This is a genomic window from Alteromonas sp. I10, assembly GCF_003201515.1.
GTDB lineage: Bacteria > Pseudomonadota > Gammaproteobacteria > Enterobacterales > Alteromonadaceae > Alteromonas > Alteromonas macleodii.
In genome coordinates, this window is the sequence record NZ_QJJN01000011.1 from 50,288 (window position 1) to 69,441 (window position 19,154).

The 19,154-nt window shown below is 45.5% G+C and carries 15 protein-coding genes; 13 read left to right on the top strand and 2 right to left on the bottom strand.

The window, feature by feature from the left end; translation table 11 throughout:
* The first annotated feature begins 11 nt into the window (after positions 1 to 11).
* Positions 12 to 695 (top strand): type 1 glutamine amidotransferase domain-containing protein, encoded by a 684-nt coding sequence (locus BZA03_RS18075; protein WP_014950804.1) that lies wholly within the window; start codon positions 12 to 14, stop codon positions 693 to 695.
* A gap of 65 nt (positions 696 to 760) precedes the next feature.
* Here the strand turns inward: BZA03_RS18075 and argR are convergent, their stop codons facing one another.
* Entirely contained in the window at positions 761 to 1,225 is a 465-nt protein-coding gene (argR, locus tag BZA03_RS18080) for a transcriptional regulator ArgR (protein WP_014950803.1), read from the bottom strand.
* A gap of 237 nt (positions 1,226 to 1,462) precedes the next feature.
* Between argR and mdh the strand changes: the two genes are divergently transcribed.
* Positions 1,463 to 2,401: a malate dehydrogenase gene (gene mdh / locus BZA03_RS18085; protein WP_014950802.1), complete on the top strand. Its 939-nt coding sequence runs from the start codon at positions 1,463 to 1,465 to the stop codon at positions 2,399 to 2,401.
* A gap of 146 nt (positions 2,402 to 2,547) precedes the next feature.
* Here the strand turns inward: mdh and ppc are convergent, their stop codons facing one another.
* On the bottom strand, positions 2,548 to 5,169 hold the full coding sequence (gene ppc, locus BZA03_RS18090; RefSeq protein ID WP_014977467.1) for a phosphoenolpyruvate carboxylase: 2,622 nt from the start codon (positions 5,167 to 5,169) through the stop codon (positions 2,548 to 2,550).
* 233 nt (positions 5,170 to 5,402) lie between these two features.
* On the opposite strand from ppc, the gene BZA03_RS18095 reads away from it, so the two are divergent.
* The 11 genes from BZA03_RS18095 to BZA03_RS18145 all read left to right on the top strand — a co-directional run bounded on the left by BZA03_RS18095 (position 5,403) and on the right by BZA03_RS18145 (position 19,126).
* Positions 5,403 to 6,023, top strand: a complete 621-nt coding sequence (locus tag BZA03_RS18095) for an FKBP-type peptidyl-prolyl cis-trans isomerase (protein ID WP_014950800.1) — start codon at positions 5,403 to 5,405, stop codon at positions 6,021 to 6,023.
* Between the two features lie 304 nt (positions 6,024 to 6,327).
* Complete coding sequence (gene fabV / locus BZA03_RS18100; protein WP_110289498.1) at positions 6,328 to 7,506, top strand: enoyl-ACP reductase FabV; 1,179 nt, start codon at positions 6,328 to 6,330, stop codon at positions 7,504 to 7,506.
* Between the two features lie 512 nt (positions 7,507 to 8,018).
* Positions 8,019 to 9,359, top strand: coding sequence for a Na(+)-translocating NADH-quinone reductase subunit A (locus BZA03_RS18105; RefSeq protein ID WP_110289562.1), 1,341 nt, complete (start codon positions 8,019 to 8,021; stop codon positions 9,357 to 9,359).
* Between the two features lie 3 nt (positions 9,360 to 9,362).
* Positions 9,363 to 10,565, top strand: a complete 1,203-nt coding sequence (locus BZA03_RS18110; protein WP_014950797.1) for an NADH:ubiquinone reductase (Na(+)-transporting) subunit B — start codon at positions 9,363 to 9,365, stop codon at positions 10,563 to 10,565.
* Entirely contained in the window at positions 10,555 to 11,319 is a 765-nt protein-coding gene (locus tag BZA03_RS18115) for a Na(+)-translocating NADH-quinone reductase subunit C (protein ID WP_014950796.1), read from the top strand. Before BZA03_RS18110 ends, BZA03_RS18115 begins: the two co-directional genes overlap by 11 nt.
* Before the next feature lie 10 nt (positions 11,320 to 11,329).
* Positions 11,330 to 11,962 carry an NADH:ubiquinone reductase (Na(+)-transporting) subunit D gene (locus BZA03_RS18120; protein ID WP_014950795.1) on the top strand — a complete coding sequence of 211 codons (633 nt, stop codon included), beginning with the start codon at positions 11,330 to 11,332 and terminating at the stop codon, positions 11,960 to 11,962.
* A 3-nt stretch (positions 11,963 to 11,965) separates the two neighbouring features.
* Positions 11,966 to 12,574 carry an NADH:ubiquinone reductase (Na(+)-transporting) subunit E gene (gene nqrE / locus BZA03_RS18125; protein WP_014950794.1) on the top strand — a complete coding sequence of 203 codons (609 nt, stop codon included), beginning with the start codon at positions 11,966 to 11,968 and terminating at the stop codon, positions 12,572 to 12,574.
* A gap of 20 nt (positions 12,575 to 12,594) precedes the next feature.
* Positions 12,595 to 13,827, top strand: coding sequence for an NADH:ubiquinone reductase (Na(+)-transporting) subunit F (gene nqrF / locus BZA03_RS18130; protein WP_014950793.1), 1,233 nt, complete (start codon positions 12,595 to 12,597; stop codon positions 13,825 to 13,827).
* 135 nt (positions 13,828 to 13,962) lie between these two features.
* Complete coding sequence (locus BZA03_RS18135) at positions 13,963 to 14,988, top strand: FAD:protein FMN transferase (RefSeq protein ID WP_110289499.1); 1,026 nt, start codon at positions 13,963 to 13,965, stop codon at positions 14,986 to 14,988.
* 9 nt (positions 14,989 to 14,997) lie between these two features.
* Positions 14,998 to 15,231: a (Na+)-NQR maturation NqrM gene (nqrM, locus tag BZA03_RS18140; RefSeq protein WP_014950791.1), complete on the top strand. Its 234-nt coding sequence runs from the start codon at positions 14,998 to 15,000 to the stop codon at positions 15,229 to 15,231.
* Positions 15,232 to 15,535: 304 nt separating this feature from the next.
* On the top strand, positions 15,536 to 19,126 hold the full coding sequence (locus BZA03_RS18145; protein WP_110289500.1) for a VCBS repeat-containing protein: 3,591 nt from the start codon (positions 15,536 to 15,538) through the stop codon (positions 19,124 to 19,126).
* The last annotated feature ends 28 nt before the right edge of the window (positions 19,127 to 19,154 follow it).

Consider the following 19,154-nt stretch of genomic DNA (forward strand, 5'->3'; position numbering starts at 1 on the left):
AAGGAGGGCTTATGTCAAAACGTATGCTAATGGTAATGACATCTCACGAAATTATGGGTGATACCGGCAAAAAGACAGGCATGTGGTTGGAAGAGTTTGCTGCGCCGTACTACGCATTTAAAGACCAAGGATATACGATAACTTTGGCCTCACCCATGGGAGGGCAAGTGCCTATCGATCCCAATAGTCTGGCTGACGATGCAATGACCGATGACGCTATGCGATATACGAAAGATGAGCTGGCGCGTAGCGCTATAGCGTCGACTATTCCACTTGAAGATGTGAGAGCTGAAGAGTTTGACGCGGTGTTCTATCCAGGGGGACACGGTCCGTTGTGGGACCTTTCTGACAATGTGCACTCGATAAAACTAATCGAAGACACTATCGCAGCTAATAAACCCGTTGGGGCAGTATGTCACGCGCCAATTGTGCTTAAAGACGTTAAAACGCCTGATGGCAAATACCTGGTAGAGGGAAAATCTGTTACCGGATTTTCAAACAGTGAAGAAGCTGCAATGGAACTTACAGACGTAGTGCCTTATCTGGTTGAAGATGAACTGGTTAAAAAAGGCGGCAAGTATGAGAGCGCCGACAATTTTGCTGTAAAAGTGTGTACCGACGGGTTACTGGTGACGGGACAGAATCCGCCGTCATCACGACCAGCAGCCGATGCGCTGATTAAGCTATTGAGCTAGCGTCAGCGAACGGCAGAATATATAGTGCCCTCAATGAGAGGGCACCGTTTTAAAAGTGTGGCTACCTAAACGTTCTCAAACAGGTCTTCAACACGCTGTCTTAGTTCTTCGATTCTAGACACATCCGCTGGCGCGATGAAAATAGTGTCGTCACCTGCAATGGTGCCCAAAACTCCGTCTTTCTTACTTAATGAGTCAAGCAAGCGCGCAATAAGCTGTGCAGCACCAGGGCTGGTTCTAATGATTACCATTACGTTGTTGTGAACGATATCCAGTACCAGCTGTTTAAGAGGGCTTTTAGCCGTAGGCATACCTAGCTCTGGAGGCAAGCAATACACCATGTCGCCTCTAGCATTGCGGGTTCTTACTGCACCGAACTTGCTTAGCATTCTAGAGATTTTAGATTGGCTGATGTTGTCGAAGCCTTGTGCTTTTAATGCATCAACAATTTCGCCCTGTGAACCGTAACTTTCTGCTTTAAGAATTTCTTTAAAAGCTTTGATGAGTAGCTCTTGTTTTGCGTTTGCCATTAGCGCTCTTTTCTTTTTTGAGGGTTATCGTTAGGAATTATATTTAGTATGCGTATATTGTGCCGTACAGGTAGACTTTGCGCAATTTCTTTGCATAATCATTCATGATAATGAATATCGAGATAAAATCGCCATAAATAACGTTAATAAGACGATCCGGTGATTGAGTTTTCCCCCGCGTTGCATTAGTGTGACGTTCCGTTTAAATACGTGAAGTAATCCCATAGGAGAAATGGTATGAAAGTAGCCGTGTTAGGTGCTGCCGGTGGTATTGGTCAGGCGCTGTCTTTGTTGTTGAAAACACAATTGCCAGCAGGTTCAGATTTAGCGCTTTACGACGTAGCGCCAGTTGTTCCTGGTGTTGCCGTTGACTTAAGCCACATCCCCACTGCGGTAAAAGTAACCGGTCACGGTAAAGATGACCTAGCTGACGCACTAACTGGAGCAGACGTTGTTCTAATTCCAGCTGGTATGCCTCGTAAGCCAGGTATGGATCGTTCTGATCTATTCAACATCAACGCCGGCATTGTTAAAAACCTAATCGAAGGTGTAGCTGATAACTGCCCGAACGCGTGTGTTGGTATCATCACTAACCCAGTTAACACTACTGTTGCTATTGCAGCTGAAACGCTTAAAGCAAAAGGCGTTTACGACAAGAACAAGCTTTTCGGTGTAACGACACTAGACGTTATCCGTGCTGAAACGTTTGTTGCTGAACTTAAAGGTGTGGACGTATCTTCTGTGCACGTACCGGTAATCGGTGGTCACTCTGGTACAACTATCCTTCCTCTACTTTCACAAGTTGAAGGTGTAGAGTTCACAGACGAAGAAGTTGCTAGCCTAACTACTCGTATCCAAAACGCGGGTACTGAAGTTGTTGAAGCTAAAGCGGGCGGCGGTTCTGCAACCCTATCAATGGGTCAAGCAGCGGCACGCTTCTGTCTATCTCTAGTTGCAGCAATGCAAGGCGAGAACGTGGTTGAGTACACTTATGTACAAACTGACGACAGCGACGACGCAGCATTCTTTGCACATCCAGTTCGCCTAGGCGCAAACGGTGTTGAAGAAATCTTGCCATACGGCGAGCTAAGCGCATTTGAAGAAAAAGCGAAAAACGACATGCTTGAAGGCCTACGTGGCGACATCAAGCTAGGCGTAGACTTCGTAAACGGCTAATAACGCCTGAAGCGGATGTACTAGCATCCGCTAGAAAAGGCTGGATACGTTCCTACGTACCCAGCCTTTTTTGCATTTAAGACATTACAAAAAAAGCCTGCTCAATGAGCAGGCTTTTCATTATAACGTTACGCGTTCATTGGGCTCTAGCCTGTATTACGCATACCAATTGCAATACCCGCGATGGTAACCATCATGGCACGCTCTAGGCTGGTGTTTTGTGCATCGTCACCGGCTTTACGAATACGATCCAGAAGCTCAATTTGCAGGTAGTGAAGGGGCTGAAGATATCCTGCACGGATCTCCATAGACTCTTTACCCTGCGGGTCGTTCTTCATGATGTCGCCGTCACCGGTTATAGCCAACAGCGACGAGATGCTTTCTTTAAGCTCGCTACGCAATGCTTCTCCAAAGTGTTTAAGCTCTTTGGGTACCAAGCGCTCATCATAAGCTTCACTGATTCGCGGATCGGCTTTATGGAACACCATGTCCAGCATTGAAAGACGTGAACGATAGAACGGCCATTCGCTGAACATCTCGTTAACCACTTTTTCATTTTCCGGTGTCTTCACGCTATCGATAGCGCGCATAACGCCTAACCAGCTTGGCAGTACCAAACGGGTTTGTGCCCAGGCAAATATCCATGGAATCGCACGTAGGCTCTCAATACCACCTTGTGGCTTACGCTTCGCTGGGCGACTACCTAGTGGGAGTTTGCCTAACTCTTGCTCTGGCGTTGCAACACGGAAGTAAGGTACGAACTCTTTATCGTGACGCACGGTTGCACGGTAGTTATCGCGACCTTGGGCTGCCATTGCAGTTATAAGCTCTCGCCATTCTTCTTTTGGTGCCGGAGGCGGGAATAACATGGCTTCAATTATGGCGCTGGCGTAAATACCTAGGCTGCGTTTAGCCAGCTTAGGCATACCGAATTTATAGCGAATAGTTTCGCCTTGCTCAGTTACACGGAAGCCGCCGTCTAGCGAGCCAGGAGGCTGAGAGTAAATGGCAGCATGTGCTGGCAAGCCACCACGACCAATTGTACCGCCACGGCCGTGGAATAGCGTCAGGCTTACGTCAAACTCATCAGCAATCGCAACCAAGGCTTCTTGTGATTGGTATTGAGCCCAGCCCGCAGCAAGTGCACCTGCGTCTTTGGCTGAATCTGAATAACCAATCATAACGAATTGACGACCTTTAACGTAACCGCGATACCAGTCGATAGACAGAAGTTTGCGCATTACGTCAGGCGAGTTGTTCAAATCGTCTAGCGTCTCGAACAATGGCGCCACTGGCATTGGCCAATCTACACCACTTTCTTGAAGTAGCAGCTGAACGGCCATAACGTCCGATGGCTCACTGGCCATAGAGATAATATAGATACCAAAACCGTGTTTGCTGTGCTTCGCAATTACCTTACAGGTATCAAGCACTTCTTTCACGTCATCAGACGCATCCCATTGAGCAGGGAATAGCGGGCGTTTTGAGCCAAGCTCGCGCAATAAGAACGCTTGCTTGTCGGCTTCGCTCCACTGAGCATAATCACCAAGACCAAGGTAGCGTGTTAGTTCGCTGAAAACGTCTGCATGACGCTCAGAGTCCTGACGCACGTCAAGGCGCAGAAGGTGAATGCCAAATACACGAGCACGACGAATAGTGTCTAGCAGCAGACCGTTTGCTACAACTTGCATTCCGCAGTCTAACAGTGACTGGTAGCAAAGCATCAGTGGTTCAATTAGCTCATCATCACTTTCAACCCAGTTTGAAGTATCTGGGTTTTTACCTGCTAAGTAGTCGCTAATGCCATCGCGGGTTGCGATGAACTTGTCCACAAGTGGACGAAGAAGGGCGCGGTACGGCTCGTTGGCGTCACCGACTTTTTCGCGTAACGCGTCGTTGCAGTCGTACATTGAAAGCTCAACTTGCAAGCGATCAAGATCAATCGCGAAAAGCTTGGCCGCACGTTTTCTAGCAAGTAATAATACTTGCTCAGTCACTTTTGACGTTACAAATGGGTTGCCGTCTCTGTCGCCGCCCATCCAAGAGCTAAACTGAACGGGAGACGCATCTAGTGGCAGTGATACTTCGTAATCTTCATTTAGGCGACCATCAAGCTCGCGCATGAAGTCTGGCACTGCTTCCCATAATGAGTTTTCAATAACAGAGAAGCCCCAGCGTGCCTCATCAACAGGTGTTGGACGTACTGAACGAATTTCTTCAGTGTGCCAAGCCTGTGCAATAAGGTCAGCAATACGGGTTTCAATTTTCTTACGCTCAACATCATTAAGCGACTCTTGGTGAATAGCCTGAAGGCAGTTCGCCAATTCTTTATGTTTGTGAATAAGTGTACGGCGCGTAACCTCAGTTGGGTGCGCGGTCAGTACAAGATCGATGTTCAGTTTTGCAACCGCATCCTGCACTTTTTCAGCTGTTAATTCAGCTTTATCTAGGTGTTTAAATAGTGCATCAATAGACGCATCAACATTCATTGCCGCATTGTATTCTTGCTCAGCAATGTTGCCCAAATTCAAGAATTGTGCGAATGCACGGCCAACAGTAAGCAAATCGCTGTCAGACATTGTTTTGAAAGTTTCTTTCAGTTCTTCGCTGCATGTAGCGTCTCCCTGATAAGAAGCTCGGCCGCCTTTACGAATCTTTTCAATACGGTCTAGCCACTCTTGACCCAATTGATTTTTGATTGTTTCACCTAAGGTTTTACCTAGGTATCGAACGGTATCTTTCAGTTCAGCATCGTAGTGTGTTTGCATGCTATCCTCCTAAATATATGGCCTTAACCATACTGTGTCCTTTGCGACTTGTCTAACCACTTTCGGTTATAATTTACAACATTTTGATACTTTTGCACCCTAGTTAACATTGCTCAAAGCAAGATATTTTGTGGTGTGATACACTCTTGCACCGGAAAATGCAGAAACATTCTCGCGTTATGCGTTTTGTTTGAAATTTGTACTGCATTTGTAATTTAATTTCAGGAGTTCTTGTGACTGATACATTCAATACAGTAGAAACCCAAGCAAGTTACGGCATTGGTTTTCAAATGGGTCAACAATTACAATCAAATCCGTTTGACGGACTAGCGATTGACGCTGTTGTAGCTGGCCTAAAAGACGCCTTCGCAGGTCAAGCGCCTCAGGTTGATAACGACACACTACGTGATGCGTTCGGCGAAATTCACAAGCGTATGCAAGCGGCTAAAGAAGAAGCTAGCAAAGCGGTTATTGAAGAAGGCACAAAGTACCTTGAAGAAAATGCGAAGCGTGACGAAGTAACCGTTACTGAATCTGGTCTTCAGTACGAAGTTATCGCTGAAGGTGACGGTGAAACACCAGTTGCGGCTAGCACTGTACGTGTTCACTACCACGGTACACTTATCAACGGTACCACTTTTGACAGCTCTTACGAGCGCGGCCAGCCAGCTGAATTCCCAGTAGGCGGCGTTATTAAAGGTTGGACTGAAGCACTTCAACTTATGAAAGTAGGTGCTAAATACCGTTTATACGTGCCACATGATCTTGCTTACGGTGAGCAGGGTGCGGGTGCAGCTATTGCTCCATACAGCACGCTTATCTTTGACGTAGAGCTTCTAGACGTTCTAGGTTAATGTGTTGTTCACAGGTGTGCAGTTCTGTACACCTGTGTTCCATCTTTTCTTATTCATAGTTCATAACGTTTTAAAAACTAGCCCGCACTTCGTTGAATTTAGCGATATGGCCTAATGTTTCTTTTTCCTATCTCTTCTCTTCTCTTCTCTGTCTTTTCTCGTAAATACAAAGCAAACCTAAATTTGGCACGTTGTTTCATTGGTGTCGTCTTGCGTTTGCGATATGCTAGGTTTCATCTGCTCCGAGTTGTTATCAGTGGCTTCGGCATTACAATAGCCCCACGCTCAAATAAGGAAAATTATTATGGTTATCAAGCCTAAAGTGAGAGGCTTCATTTGTACAAACGCGCACCCTGTTGGCTGTGCAACGGCGGTTGACGAACAAATTGCTTATGTAGAAGCAAAAGGCGGCTTAGGCGAAGGCCCTAAAAATGTGTTGGTTATTGGTAGCTCTACGGGATACGGCCTAGCATCACGCATTACTTCTGCGTTCGGCTATGGCGCTAAAACGCTGGGTGTGTGTTTTGAAAAAGCACCAACGGAACGTAAAACGGGTACTGCCGGTTGGTACAACACCGCTGCATTCCACGAAAAAGCCAAAGCAAAAGGCTTGTATGCAGAAACTATTAATGGCGATGCGTTTTCCGATGAAATCAAAAATGAAACCATCGAAAAAATCAAAGCTGAAATGGGCAAGGTTGATTTGGTCATTTATAGCCTTGCATCCCCGCGTAGAACCGACCCAGAAACAGGCGTAACGTATAAATCTACGCTTAAGCCTGTAGGGCAGGCGTACACTACGAAAACCTACGATACTGATAAAGACAAAGTGCATGAAGTATCGCTAGAGCCAGCCAACGACGAAGAAATCCTTAACACCATCAAAGTGATGGGCGGTGAAGATTGGGAACGTTGGATGGACTTTTTACGTGAAGCCGATGTGCTTGCTGAAGGCTGTAAAACCACCGCATATACCTATATCGGTAAAGAACTAACATGGCCTATTTATGGTCAAGCGACGATTGGTAAAGCGAAAGAAGACCTAGATCGCGCTGCCGCAGCCATTATTGGTAAAAACAGTGATTTGCTTGTGCAAGCCAATGTGAGCTCGTTGAAAGCACTGGTAACGCAGGCAAGCTCAGCCATTCCTGTAATGCCTCTGTATATTTCACTTATTTACAAAGTGATGAAAGAGGAAGGCACCCACGAAGGGTGCATTGAGCAGATTCACGGCTTGTTCACACAGTGCCTGTTCGGCAATACACCAACGTTAGATGAAGCAAATCGCTATCGCATGGATGGCAAAGAAACTAACGATGCAACACAGGCAAAAATTAAGGCGCTATGGGATCAAGTGACACAAGAGAACTTTCATGACTTAAGTGACTACAAAGGTTACAACCATGAGTTCTTAAAACTGTTCGGTTTTGACATTTCAAGTGTTGATTACGACAGTGAAGTTGACCCAATGGTTAATTGGTAAAACCTAAACTTACCATTAATTAACCTAATGCTTATATGCGCAAAAGCCGTCTGATTTGACGGCTTTTTTGTACCTGATTACAAGTTGATACGGCGTATGGATTCGCAAAATGTAAATGAATAAGACCAAAGGTTTACATTAAATTGTAGAAAAATTTGCCTTTATCTTGAAATAGCGTGGCACAAACGTATGGGTTAATGCTAAAATCCCGAAATTAAGTAGGGGTCTTTTCTGCCTCTACCAAAACAGCAGTAGCGATTGCAGCTACACAACAACAATAATAAGTGTAAATTTCTGCTGGTGGTCTATAAAGAAAGGGCGAATTAAGCGTCCGCAAAAGGAATTATGCGTTACGGCTTCATAACAGGCTGACCGTAGCAATTGCAGCAAGTTCCATCAATCAACAACGAAAAGGTGTTCTACACCTGTTAATAGTGCGCTTTTGCATGCTGACAGGCAGGTTTTCTGCGGTCATGCAAAAGGGTATTTCTATTAGAGTAGTGCGATTACATATGATAAAAATCAAGAAAGGTCTCGACCTCCCAATTGAGGGAGCGCCAAAGCAGGAGATTGCTGATGCATCTGCTGCAACGCGCGTTGCCATTCTGGGAGAAGAATATGTGGGTATGCGCCCTACCATGCACGTCCAAGTTGGCGATGTAGTGAAGAAAGGTCAGGTGCTTTTTGAAGACAAAAAGAACCCTGGCGTTAAATTCACTGCCCCAGCAGCGGGTGAAGTGGTAGAGGTTAACCGTGGTGCAAAACGTGTTCTTCAGTCTGTAGTTATCAAAGTGAACGGCAGCGATGCTGTAACTTTTGATAAAATTGCAGCTGACCAGATCGCGAGCGCTTCACGCGAGCAGCTTCAGTCAATCCTTGTAGAGTCAGGCATGTGGACAGCGTTCCGTACACGTCCATTTAGCAAATCTCCTAAGCTAGACTCTGTTCCAAGTTCAATTTTTGTTACAGCAATGGATACTAATCCACTAGCAGCAGATCCTGCTGTGATTATTGCTGAGCGCCAAGACGATTTCGTAAATGGTCTTAAAGCGTTAACGCAATTGAGCGGCGGCAAGACTTACGTTTGTAAAGCGGCAGGTGCTTCTGTTGCTACTGGCGATGCGGCAGTTGATGTTGAAGAATTTGGCGGTCCTCACCCTGCGGGCCTACCGGGTACTCACATCCACTTCCTTGATTCTGCTGGCATGAACAAAACGGTTTGGCACATCAACTACCAAGACGTAATGGCAATTGGTGCATTGTTGACCTCTGGTGAACTAGATAACCGTCGTGTTATTTCACTTGCAGGTCCTGCGGCAACTAACCCACGCCTAGTGCGCACCGTAATGGGCGCAGACTTGACCGAGCTTACTGCTAGCGAGCAAGTAGACGGTGAAGTACGTGTTATCTCTGGTTCTGTACTTAGCGGTACGACAGCGATGGGCGTTCACGGCTTCCTTGGTCGTTTCCACACCCAAGTTTCACTACTAAAAGAAGGTCGCGAGAAGAAATTGTTCGGTTGGATCCTACCTGGTTCAAACCAACACTCAGTGACTCGTGCTTACTTAGGTCACCTAAGTGGCGGCAAGAAATTTGATATGACAACAACTACCAATGGTTCTGAACGTTCTATGGTTCCAATTGGTAATTACGAACGCGTTATGCCCCTAGATATCATTCCTACGCTTCTGCTTAGGGACCTGATTTCTGGTGATACTGACGGTGCTCAGACGTTGGGTTGCTTAGAGTTGGACGAAGAAGATTTGGCATTGTGTACTTATGTATGCCCTGGCAAATACAACTACGCTCCTATCTTACGCGACTGTTTGACCACGATAGAGAAAGAGGGTTAAGTCATGGGTTTAAAAGCGTATTTAGAAAAGATCGAACCAAACTTCGAACCAGGTGGTAAGCATGAAAAGTGGTATGCGCTTTACGAAGCTGCGGCGACCATTTTCTACACCCCAGGTAAAGTAAATAAAGCTAACACACACGTGCGTGACAGCATTGACCTTAAGCGCATCATGATCATGGTATGGATGGCAACATTCCCAGCTATGTTCTTTGGTATGTATAACATTGGTTTCCAAGCGCAAGAAGCTATTGCTGCTGGCGCAGGAACACTACCTGATACGTGGCAAGCAGGCCTATTCGCTGCCCTTGGCGGTGACTTGGCAAATGCGGGTACACTAGGTCTATTCTTCTATGGCGCATGTTTCTGGTTGCCAATCTACGCGGTAACGTTCGCGGTAGGTGGTTTCTGGGAAGTATTATTCGCGTCTGTGCGCAAGCACGAAGTTAACGAAGGTTTCTTCGTAACATCGGTACTGTTCGCACTAACACTTCCAGCTACTATTCCTCTATGGCAAGTTGCACTAGGTATTACCTTCGGTGTTGTAATTGCTAAAGAAGTATTCGGTGGTACAGGTCGTAACTTCCTTAACCCAGCACTATCTGGTCGTGCATTTCTTTACTTTGCGTATCCTGCACAAATTTCAGGTGACCAAGTATGGGTAGCGGCAGATGGCTATTCTGGTGCAACGTCTCTAAGCCAAGCGGCTTCTGGCAACCTTGATTACGCGAACATGGATCAGTGGATGAACAGCTTCATCGGTACTATCTCAGGTTCAGCGGGTGAGGTGTCTACCCTTGCTATTATTCTTGGTGGCTTGTTCATCATGTACATGCGTATAGCAAGCTGGCGCATTGTTGCTGGTGTAGCAATTGGTGTGGCGTTCTTCGCAACCTTGCTAAACCTAATCGGCAGCGATACCAACCCTATGTTTGCAATGCCTGCACATTGGCACTTTGTTGTTGGTGGTCTTGCTTTTGGTATGTTCTTTATGGCGACAGACCCAGTTTCTGCGTCGTTTACAAACCAAGGTAAGTGGGCTTACGGTATCTTCATTGGTTTCATGACGGTACTAATCCGCGTCCTAAACCCAGCCTTCCCTGAAGGTGTAATGCTAGCAATTCTATTTGCTAACTTGTGGGCGCCACTGTTCGACTATTTCGTCGCACAAAGCAATATCAAGCGGAGGGTAGCACGTGTCGGCTAAGAAAGAATCTTTAGGCAAAACGGTAGGTATTGTTGTTGCCGTATGTTTAGTTTGTTCAATTGTTGTTTCTGGCGCGGCTGTTGGCCTTCGCTCTCTACAACAAACAAACGCAGCTCTAGATAAAAAGAGCAACATTCTTAATGCTGCAGGCCTTTATGAAATGGGCATGAGCAATAGCGCAATTGAAAGCACGTACAGCGAGCGAGTAGAACAGCGTTTTGTTAATCTTGACGAAGGTACTTTCGTAGAAGCGCCTAAGCCAGATTACGATATGTATAAAGCAGCCAAAGAAACTGAGTACAGCACTAAGGTAACTAACAGCAATGTTGGTTTCCAACGCCGCCCTAACGTGGCAAGTGTTTACTTAGTTCGCGACGACGCAGGTGATGTTTCTCGTATCATCCTTCCTGTACACGGCAGCGGCCTTTGGGATCTTATGTACGGTTTCTTAGCGGTAGACGCAGACGGCCAAACGGTTCGCGAGCTTATTTACTATCAGCAAAAAGAAACGCCAGGACTAGGTGGTGAAGTGCAAAACCCTGCTTGGCAGGACAAATGGGACGGCAAAGAGCTTTACGAGAATGGCGAAGTTGCTATTCGCGTAGTGAAAAATGCTAACCCTAGCAATCCTCACACTATCGATGCGCTTTCAGGTGCAACCCTAACCAGCAACGGTGTTGAAAACACAATTCGTTACTGGGTAGGCGAGCAAGGCTTCGGCCAGTTCCTGAAGAACCAAGCATGGCGTTCATAAGGGAAGTCTCATGGCAGATACTAAAGAAATGAAAAAGGCCCTCTTTGGGCCAATCCTGGACAACAACCCGATCGCCCTACAGGTATTGGGTATCTGTTCAGCACTGGCAATTACCACTAAGCTGGAAACAGCATTGGTAATGTCGCTTGCGCTTACAAGCGTTGTAGCGTTCTCAAACTTGTTTATTTCACTAATTCGTAACCAGATCCCATCTAGCGTTCGAATTATTATCCAGATGACTATCATTGCGTCGTTGGTAATCGTTGTTGACCAAATTCTGAAAGCGTATTCGTATGAAATATCGAAGCAGCTGTCGGTATTCGTTGGTCTGATTATTACTAACTGTATCGTAATGGGTCGTGCTGAAGCTTACGCCATGAAGAGCCCACCTCTGATGAGCTTCCTTGATGGTATTGGTAACGGCTTGGGTTACTCTTTCATTCTAATTGTTATTGGTACAATTAAAGAGCTATTTGGTTTCGGTACTATTTTAGGTTTCGAAATCCTTCCACTGGTTCAAAACGGTGGCTGGTATCAGGGTAACGGTTTGTTAATCCTACCATTCAGCTCATTCTTCTTAATCGGCGGTATGATTTGGTTTATCCGTACTATCCGTCCAGAGCAAGTAGAGCCTAAGGAGTAAGTCATGGAACATTATCTGTCGTTATTTGTTCGCTCAATTTTCGTTGAGAACATGGCGTTATCACTTTTCTTAGGTATGTGTACATTCCTAGCGGTATCTAAGAAAGTTAAAACTGCTATGGGTCTTGGTGTTGCAGTTATCGTGGTACTAGGTATCTCTGTACCCGTTAACCAAGTTATTTATGTAAACATTCTTGCTCCAGGCGCACTAGCATGGGCAGGTTTCCCAGAAGCTGACCTAAGCTTCCTTAACTTCCTAACGTTTATCGGTGTTATCGCGGCGTTGGTACAGATTCTAGAGATGAGCTTAGACAAGTTCTTCCCTGCGCTTTACAACGCACTAGGTATCTTCCTTCCGCTAATTACCGTTAACTGTGCAATCTTCGGTGGTGTGGCGTTTGCGGTACAGCGTGAATACAACTTCACTGAGAGCATCGTTTACGGCGTTGGTAGTGGTATGGGCTGGGCACTAGCAATTGTATTGCTAGCGGCAGTACGTGAAAAGCTGAAGTATGCTGATATGCCTGATGGTGTTCGTGGTCTTGGTTCTGTATTCATGATCGCTGGCCTAATGGCACTTGGCTTCCAGTCATTCACTGGTATTCAGCTGTAATAGAGCTCGGGAGCATATAAATGAATAACGTAGAAATATTTCTTGGCGTCGGCATGTTTATTGCCATCGTATTGGCGCTAGTATTTATCATTATGTTTGCCAAGTCTAAATTGGTACCAAGTGGTGATGTAACTATCACTATCAATGGTGACCCAGACAAGGCAATCAAAACTGCACCGGGTGGCAAACTACTTGGTGCACTAGCTGACGCAGGTTACTTCGTATCGTCTGCGTGTGGTGGCGGTGGCTCATGTGGCCAGTGTCGTGTAGATGTACACTCAGGTGGTGGTGAAATCCTTCCAACTGAACTAGACCACATCACTAAAGGTGAAGCGCGCGAAGGCTGCCGTCTTTCATGTCAGGTTGCTATTAAGCAAGACATGGAAATTGAGCTGGAAGAGTCGGTATTTGGTGTTAAGAAGTGGGATTGTGAAGTTATCTCTAACGATAATAAAGCAACCTTCATCAAAGAACTTAAGCTTAAAATTCCTAACGGTGAAAGTGTACCTTTCCGTGCAGGTGGTTATATTCAGATTGAAGCGCCAGCGCACCACGTTAAGTACAAAGAGTTCGATATTCCTGAAGAATACCGCGGTGACTGGGAGCGTTTTGGCTTCTTCGACATCGAGTCTAAAGTAGACGAAGAGACTATTCGTGCTTACTCAATGGCGAACTACCCAGAAGAAGAAGGCATTATTATGTTGAACGTGCGTATCGCTACGCCGCCACCTAATAACTTAAGCCTACCTGCGGGTAAAATGTCATCGTACATTTGGAGCCTGAAAGAAGGTGACAAAGCGACTATCTCTGGTCCATTCGGTGAATTCTTCGCGAAAGAAACTGAAAACGAAATGGTATTCGTAGGTGGTGGTGCAGGTATGGCCCCAATGCGTTCTCACATCTTCGATCAGCTTCGTCGCCTTAAGTCTAAGCGTAAGATGAGCTTCTGGTACGGTGCACGTTCACTTCGTGAAATGTTCTATACAGAAGACTTCGACGAGCTAGCAGCAGAAAACGATAACTTCGAGTGGCATGTAGCACTTTCTGATCCTCAGCCAGAGGACAACTGGGAAGGTTACACTGGGTTCATCCACCAAGTACTTCTTGAGAACTACTTGAAAGATCACCCTGCACCAGAAGACTGTGAGTTCTACATGTGTGGACCACCTATGATGAACGCGGCCGTAATCAACATGCTTAAAGATTTGGGTGTTGAGGACGAAAACATCATGCTAGATGACTTCGGTGGCTAAGGGTTTGATTTAAGAGCTACTCGCTTAAAAACTCAAGCATATTAAAAGGGGCGTAAGCCCCTTTTTCGTTGAAGCAAAACGCATAATGCACATAATAGCGATTGAGTAATGTGCATATTAGCTAAGGACAACATCGTGATTCGATTTGCTATTCGAATTTTCCTCGCCTTTGTTGCGGTAGGTATTCTACTTCTCGCAAGCTGTAGCGACGAAAAAACGCCTGTAGTGCACCTGCAAGGGCAGACAATGGGCACAACCTACAATGTTAAGTACCTTGTAGCGGAGACGCCGGTAGAAGGCTTACAAGCTGAAATAGATGCCCGTCTTGTTGAGGTTAACAAGATGATGTCTACTTACGACCCAACGTCAGAACTATCAAGGTTCAATCAATATCGCTACACAGACAATTTCGCCGTATCACCAGATACGCTAACCGTGGTTAACGAGGCACTACGCTTGGCTAACCTTAGTGGCGGAGTTCTTGATGTTACCGTTGGCCCATTGGTTAATTTGTGGGGGTTTGGCCCAACTAAACGCCCTGAAAAAGTACCAAGTCAGACAGACATCGACGATATTCGCGAATATGTGGGTTATAAGAAGCTGTCAACCACGCCTACAGGATTAGAGAAAAGTCACCCAATGCTTTATGTCGACTTGTCGACTATTGCTAAAGGCTTTGGCGTCGATGAAGTGGCAGAGATCCTTGAAAAGCACGGTATTGAAAACTACCTTGTAGAAATAGGTGGTGAAATGCGCGTGAAAGGCGAACGCGGCGACGGTAGTGAATGGCTTATTGCCATTGAAAAGCCAGTTACCACTGAACGCGCTGTTCAGAAAGTTGTCTCAATAGGGGAAAACGCGGTTGCTACATCGGGTGACTACCGAAACTACTACGAAGAAGACGGCGTTCGTTATTCGCACCTAATCGACCCCACAACGGGTAAACCTATCTCACACAACTTGGTGTCGGTTACTGTTGTTCACCCTTCATCTATGACGTCCGATGGTTTGGCTACGGCGTTCAATGTGATGGGATGGGAGCAAGCAATAGCGGTTGCAGAGCAAGAGCAACTTGCAGTATTCCTCATTCGTCGCACAGAAGACGGATTTGAAGAGTATGCGTCGCCAGAATTTGATAAACTGGTCACAGTTCATAATTAGGGGGTAGCAATGTCTACATTCATTCTTGCTTTTGGTTTCTTTCTAACAATGGTACTGGCTATGGCCGTAGGTTACCTTTTTCAGAAAAAATCAATCTCTGGAAGCTGTGGTGGCTTAGGTGCACTAGGTATTGAAAAAGCCTGTGACTGTCCAGAACCGTGTGACCGTAAAAAGTCGCGCATGGAAAAAGAAGAAGCCCGCCAGAAAAAACTAAACGAGTGGAAGCAGAACCAAATTTTGTAATGCTTAACCCATCGTTGGCTTAAGGTTTAAAAGCGCTGTTTGATACTAATCGACAGCGCTTTTTTGTATCCGTCAGGCAAGTATGTTTCATTGAGCTTGGTCAGTTAATTCGATGTTACGTTAGGTTTGCTTAATAGGCTAATGATCACAGGGATAGTTATCTACACAAGCGCGCCTATGACAGGCTTTTAAACTCGGAAACGTAATTTCGGTCACCCCAATTTCGTTGCTCTACATTTGCAATTAGGTTAAATTTAAGCCTCATAAAATACCTATACAAATAATAAAACATCAAGGAAGAGCTATGACACGCAGTGTACGTCTCGGGACCTTTAGTATAATCGCATTATCCCTCGCCGCATGTGGAGGCGGAGGTTCAGACTCTGAAGTGCCGGATAACGGAGGTTCCTCGCCGGTTTCATCCTCATCAATCATCTCGAACGCAAAAGACTACAACCAGTCTCGACTTAACACTGCTGCCAAAGCAATCTCTAACGCCCAATACAAAGGCGAAACAGTCAATGCGGAAGTGGACATAGAGCTGGTCCAAGAAGCATTCAATTTATTATTTAATGATTCCGTCATGACAGTGCCAGAACTGGCAGAACAGGATTTTTCTGATGACGTGAACAACGGCACGATTAAGAAAACGTATGCCTGTGATCTAGGCGGTAGTGTTGCTTATGACGGCAAAGTATCCGATACCTTAACAGGTACCATCGCTATGAATTACCAAAACTGTTGGTTGCATAGCAATGGCGTTGCTATTTCCGGGTCGACGGCTATTGCCATTGAAAGTGTGTCAGATAGCGCTGCGAAATACAGTATGTATTTCGACAGTCTTACATGGAATATCGAAGGTATACCTTATACTTTGTCAGGCGTTGTCTCAATCGATGAAGGCTACAACGAAACTAACGGTAACTATCACTTCCACGTAGATACCAACCAACATGTCGCGTTCACTATTGGCTCAGAGCAATATAAATTGGTGGGGAATTACAACATATCTGATTCACCCGGTGAAAGCGTTAACCATGCTGAATTAGACTTCTATGTAGGCTCTAAAGGTAAATTAGCGATTGAAGCAGAGGGCCCAGAGTATTTATCGCCGTACATGTATATGGGTGAAGTAGTGGTAGCGGGTGATAAAACTGCAACCTTACTTTTTGAAGAAGGCATTATTCGTTATTTAGAAGATACTGATAACGACGGTAACTACGATGTAGGTACATTTATAGTTGATGCCTATGATTTAATTGGTGGTAACCTTGCAGACAGATCACTTGTCGCTATTGCTGACATGTCTATCCCACCCACTGTCTATGCACCTGAATTTTACACCTGGGACACAGTCGATACAACGACACCTATTACCGTTAGTCCCGGCTATTATAATGATAGCGATACAGATTACGAAGATTTATCTGTCAGTTTCCGCTGGTACATCAACGGTGTCCTAGTAGAGGACATATCAGGGGATACCTTACCGGCCTACCGCGCTGTATTTAACGATGTAGTAGAAGTATCTATGGTCGTCTCAGATAGCGCTAACGCTGTAGAGTCAGGTCGCACTTCAATCACTTTGTCGGATGCACCAGCACAAGTAGCGTTCGAGAATTTACCAGAGTCAGTGTCCCCTGGAGAATACATCGAATTCAGAGCAATTGTGTCTGACCCTGATCTTGGTGACAACCAAGGGGTACCCACCTTAGTATCAGCACCTTCAGGTGCTACCATTAATGAAGATGGATTGATTTCTTGGCAAGCGCCGAGTAATCAGTTGTTTAAAACCCAGCTTTACGCGTTTGGTTTTTCTACTGGCGAAGAAGGTGCTGAAGTAGTCAAAACTCATGTCTCAGTAACTAATAATGAGGTTCAAGAGTTAGCTCGCTCGGGTATTGAAGTGCCTAAAATGAACAATTCGATGGTAGTGGGTGATTTCGACCACGACGGTGACAATGAAGTTCTCTCCACCGATTCTGCAAATCGCGTGTTTTTGCTGTCTTATCAAAACGGCAGCTACAACCAAACTTGGATGTACCCCTACAAAATCGAGCAAGGTGGAGCAGTAAAACAAGTTCTCAGTACTGATTTTGATAACGATGATTATCCCGATATTCTAGTGATATCTGAGCACGGCGTATCCGTTGTTACCGACATTGACGAAACGGCAACAACGATTTTCACCACCGATAATTACATACATAGTGCTGTTCTCGGTGACATAGATAATGATGGTGACGATGAACTGGCCTACCTATATTCATCACGTGATTACGGCGAAGCCAGTGATATTGTGGTGGTAGATCTTAGTTCGCCCGAAACACCTTTATTTACGTTTACCGCTGAAGATACCTATGAAATTGCTCTGGGTAATGTGGATTCCGACACTCAGTTAGAACTGGTTACCAATTCAGGTTTGGTCTATGACCTTGATACTGGTGAAAACCAGTGGTTTTTGAACTCAGGATTTGGTAGTCATCACATTGCCGTTGCCGATATAAATGGCGACGGTATTGATGAAATCGTAGGCGCTGACAGTTGGTCTTACATCTATGTGTACTCAGCACAAAACAAATCTCAAATTACGAGTGTTGAGAATTTTAATACTTGCGACATTAGCGCAGGAAAACTGACTGACGATAGTAATCCTGTATTGCTTGTAGGGGACTGCCAATGGGGCAATGTCCACGCCATGAAGCTGTCTAACAATACGCTCACTTCAGTATTTAGCATTGATATGGTTGATCATGGTTCGACTTCGCTAACTCTTGGCGATGCCGACAATGATGGCCTTAACGAACTGTTATGGGGCACTGGTACTACACATTCTGGTGAAGATTTGCTTGTAACGGCAGATGTCACAGCCACTTCTGCAACAATAAAAACGACAGCAACCACACATCAACTAGACAGCTTTAATGCGGCAGGCTGGGCAGATTTGTATCCTGGTGACGAACGTGCTGTTTTCTTCGTACCGAGTACGGGGAGCGGCTATGATGGCTCCAAAGTCTTACTAATGGAGAACACAGGGAATTACATTACGAGTGAAGAGATTTCATCTAACTGGGATAACTCTAGTATTGCTGTAACTACCGATTACAACAATGATGGTGCTGGTGATTTATTCCTACCTAGTGCAGAAACCTATGACGGCGCATTCGCTGCAATGCGATTGAATGATTTCTCTATTCAATACGAGATTACAGGCGATTATTCGAACGATGTCTCAGTTATCAAGGCATTCGACTTCAATAACGATGGTTTCGATGATGCAGTGTACGTTGATGGTCGCACATTAAAAGCGGTCGACGTGAACAATCAAGTTATGTTGGCTACTTACACCATGCCTCAATATTTTCGTGATTTTGATATTGTCGCGATGAATGGCAATGTGTATGTGGCGCTTTCTCAAGGCAACGACATAACGCAATTACTTAAGCCGACAGCATCAGGTTTCTCTATCCAGGCAAGCGCCGACATTTCTTGCGCGCGCCTTACCTTTATAAACGCTGATAGTGACGCTGAATCAGAGTTAGCTTGTTACAACGATCAGAACCAATCTCTGGTTATATTTGATGTTACTGACTCCAGTTTGTCTAAAACATCAGACGTTTCGGTAAACATGAGTATTGTCGACATGGCAGCCAATCCAGTAACCGCTACTGAACAGACACTTCTTGTGACGTCGGCGAGTGAGGATGATTGGGGTTACTACGGTTCTACTGAACTCAGCGAAATGACGGTTGAAGGCATCGGTATCTGGAAAAGCCCAGCGTTGATTGGTCCGGCCCGCAGTCACTCTTTACATGCGAGAAAATCTGCTGAGGGAAGCCTGGAAGTGATGATGGCGACATCACGGGTAATGTATTGGTTGGGCCGAGCGAAGTAGGTAACTCCGCATGAGTCAATTTTGATAC

Coding starts and splice junctions, on each gene's coding strand:
- BZA03_RS18120 (WP_014950795.1), top strand. CDS start 11,330: ATGGCAGATACTAAAGAAATGAAAAAGGCCCTCTTTGGGCCAATCCTG.
- argR (WP_014950803.1), bottom strand. CDS start 1,225: ATGGCAAACGCAAAACAAGAGCTACTCATCAAAGCTTTTAAAGAAATT.
- nqrE (WP_014950794.1), top strand. CDS start 11,966: ATGGAACATTATCTGTCGTTATTTGTTCGCTCAATTTTCGTTGAGAAC.
- fabV (WP_110289498.1), top strand. CDS start 6,328: ATGGTTATCAAGCCTAAAGTGAGAGGCTTCATTTGTACAAACGCGCAC.
- mdh (WP_014950802.1), top strand. CDS start 1,463: ATGAAAGTAGCCGTGTTAGGTGCTGCCGGTGGTATTGGTCAGGCGCTG.
- BZA03_RS18075 (WP_014950804.1), top strand. CDS start 12: ATGTCAAAACGTATGCTAATGGTAATGACATCTCACGAAATTATGGGT.
- BZA03_RS18105 (WP_110289562.1), top strand. CDS start 8,019: ATGATAAAAATCAAGAAAGGTCTCGACCTCCCAATTGAGGGAGCGCCA.
- BZA03_RS18110 (WP_014950797.1), top strand. CDS start 9,363: ATGGGTTTAAAAGCGTATTTAGAAAAGATCGAACCAAACTTCGAACCA.
- BZA03_RS18145 (WP_110289500.1), top strand. CDS start 15,536: ATGACACGCAGTGTACGTCTCGGGACCTTTAGTATAATCGCATTATCC.
- ppc (WP_014977467.1), bottom strand. CDS start 5,169: ATGCAAACACACTACGATGCTGAACTGAAAGATACCGTTCGATACCTA.
- nqrM (WP_014950791.1), top strand. CDS start 14,998: ATGTCTACATTCATTCTTGCTTTTGGTTTCTTTCTAACAATGGTACTG.
- nqrF (WP_014950793.1), top strand. CDS start 12,595: ATGAATAACGTAGAAATATTTCTTGGCGTCGGCATGTTTATTGCCATC.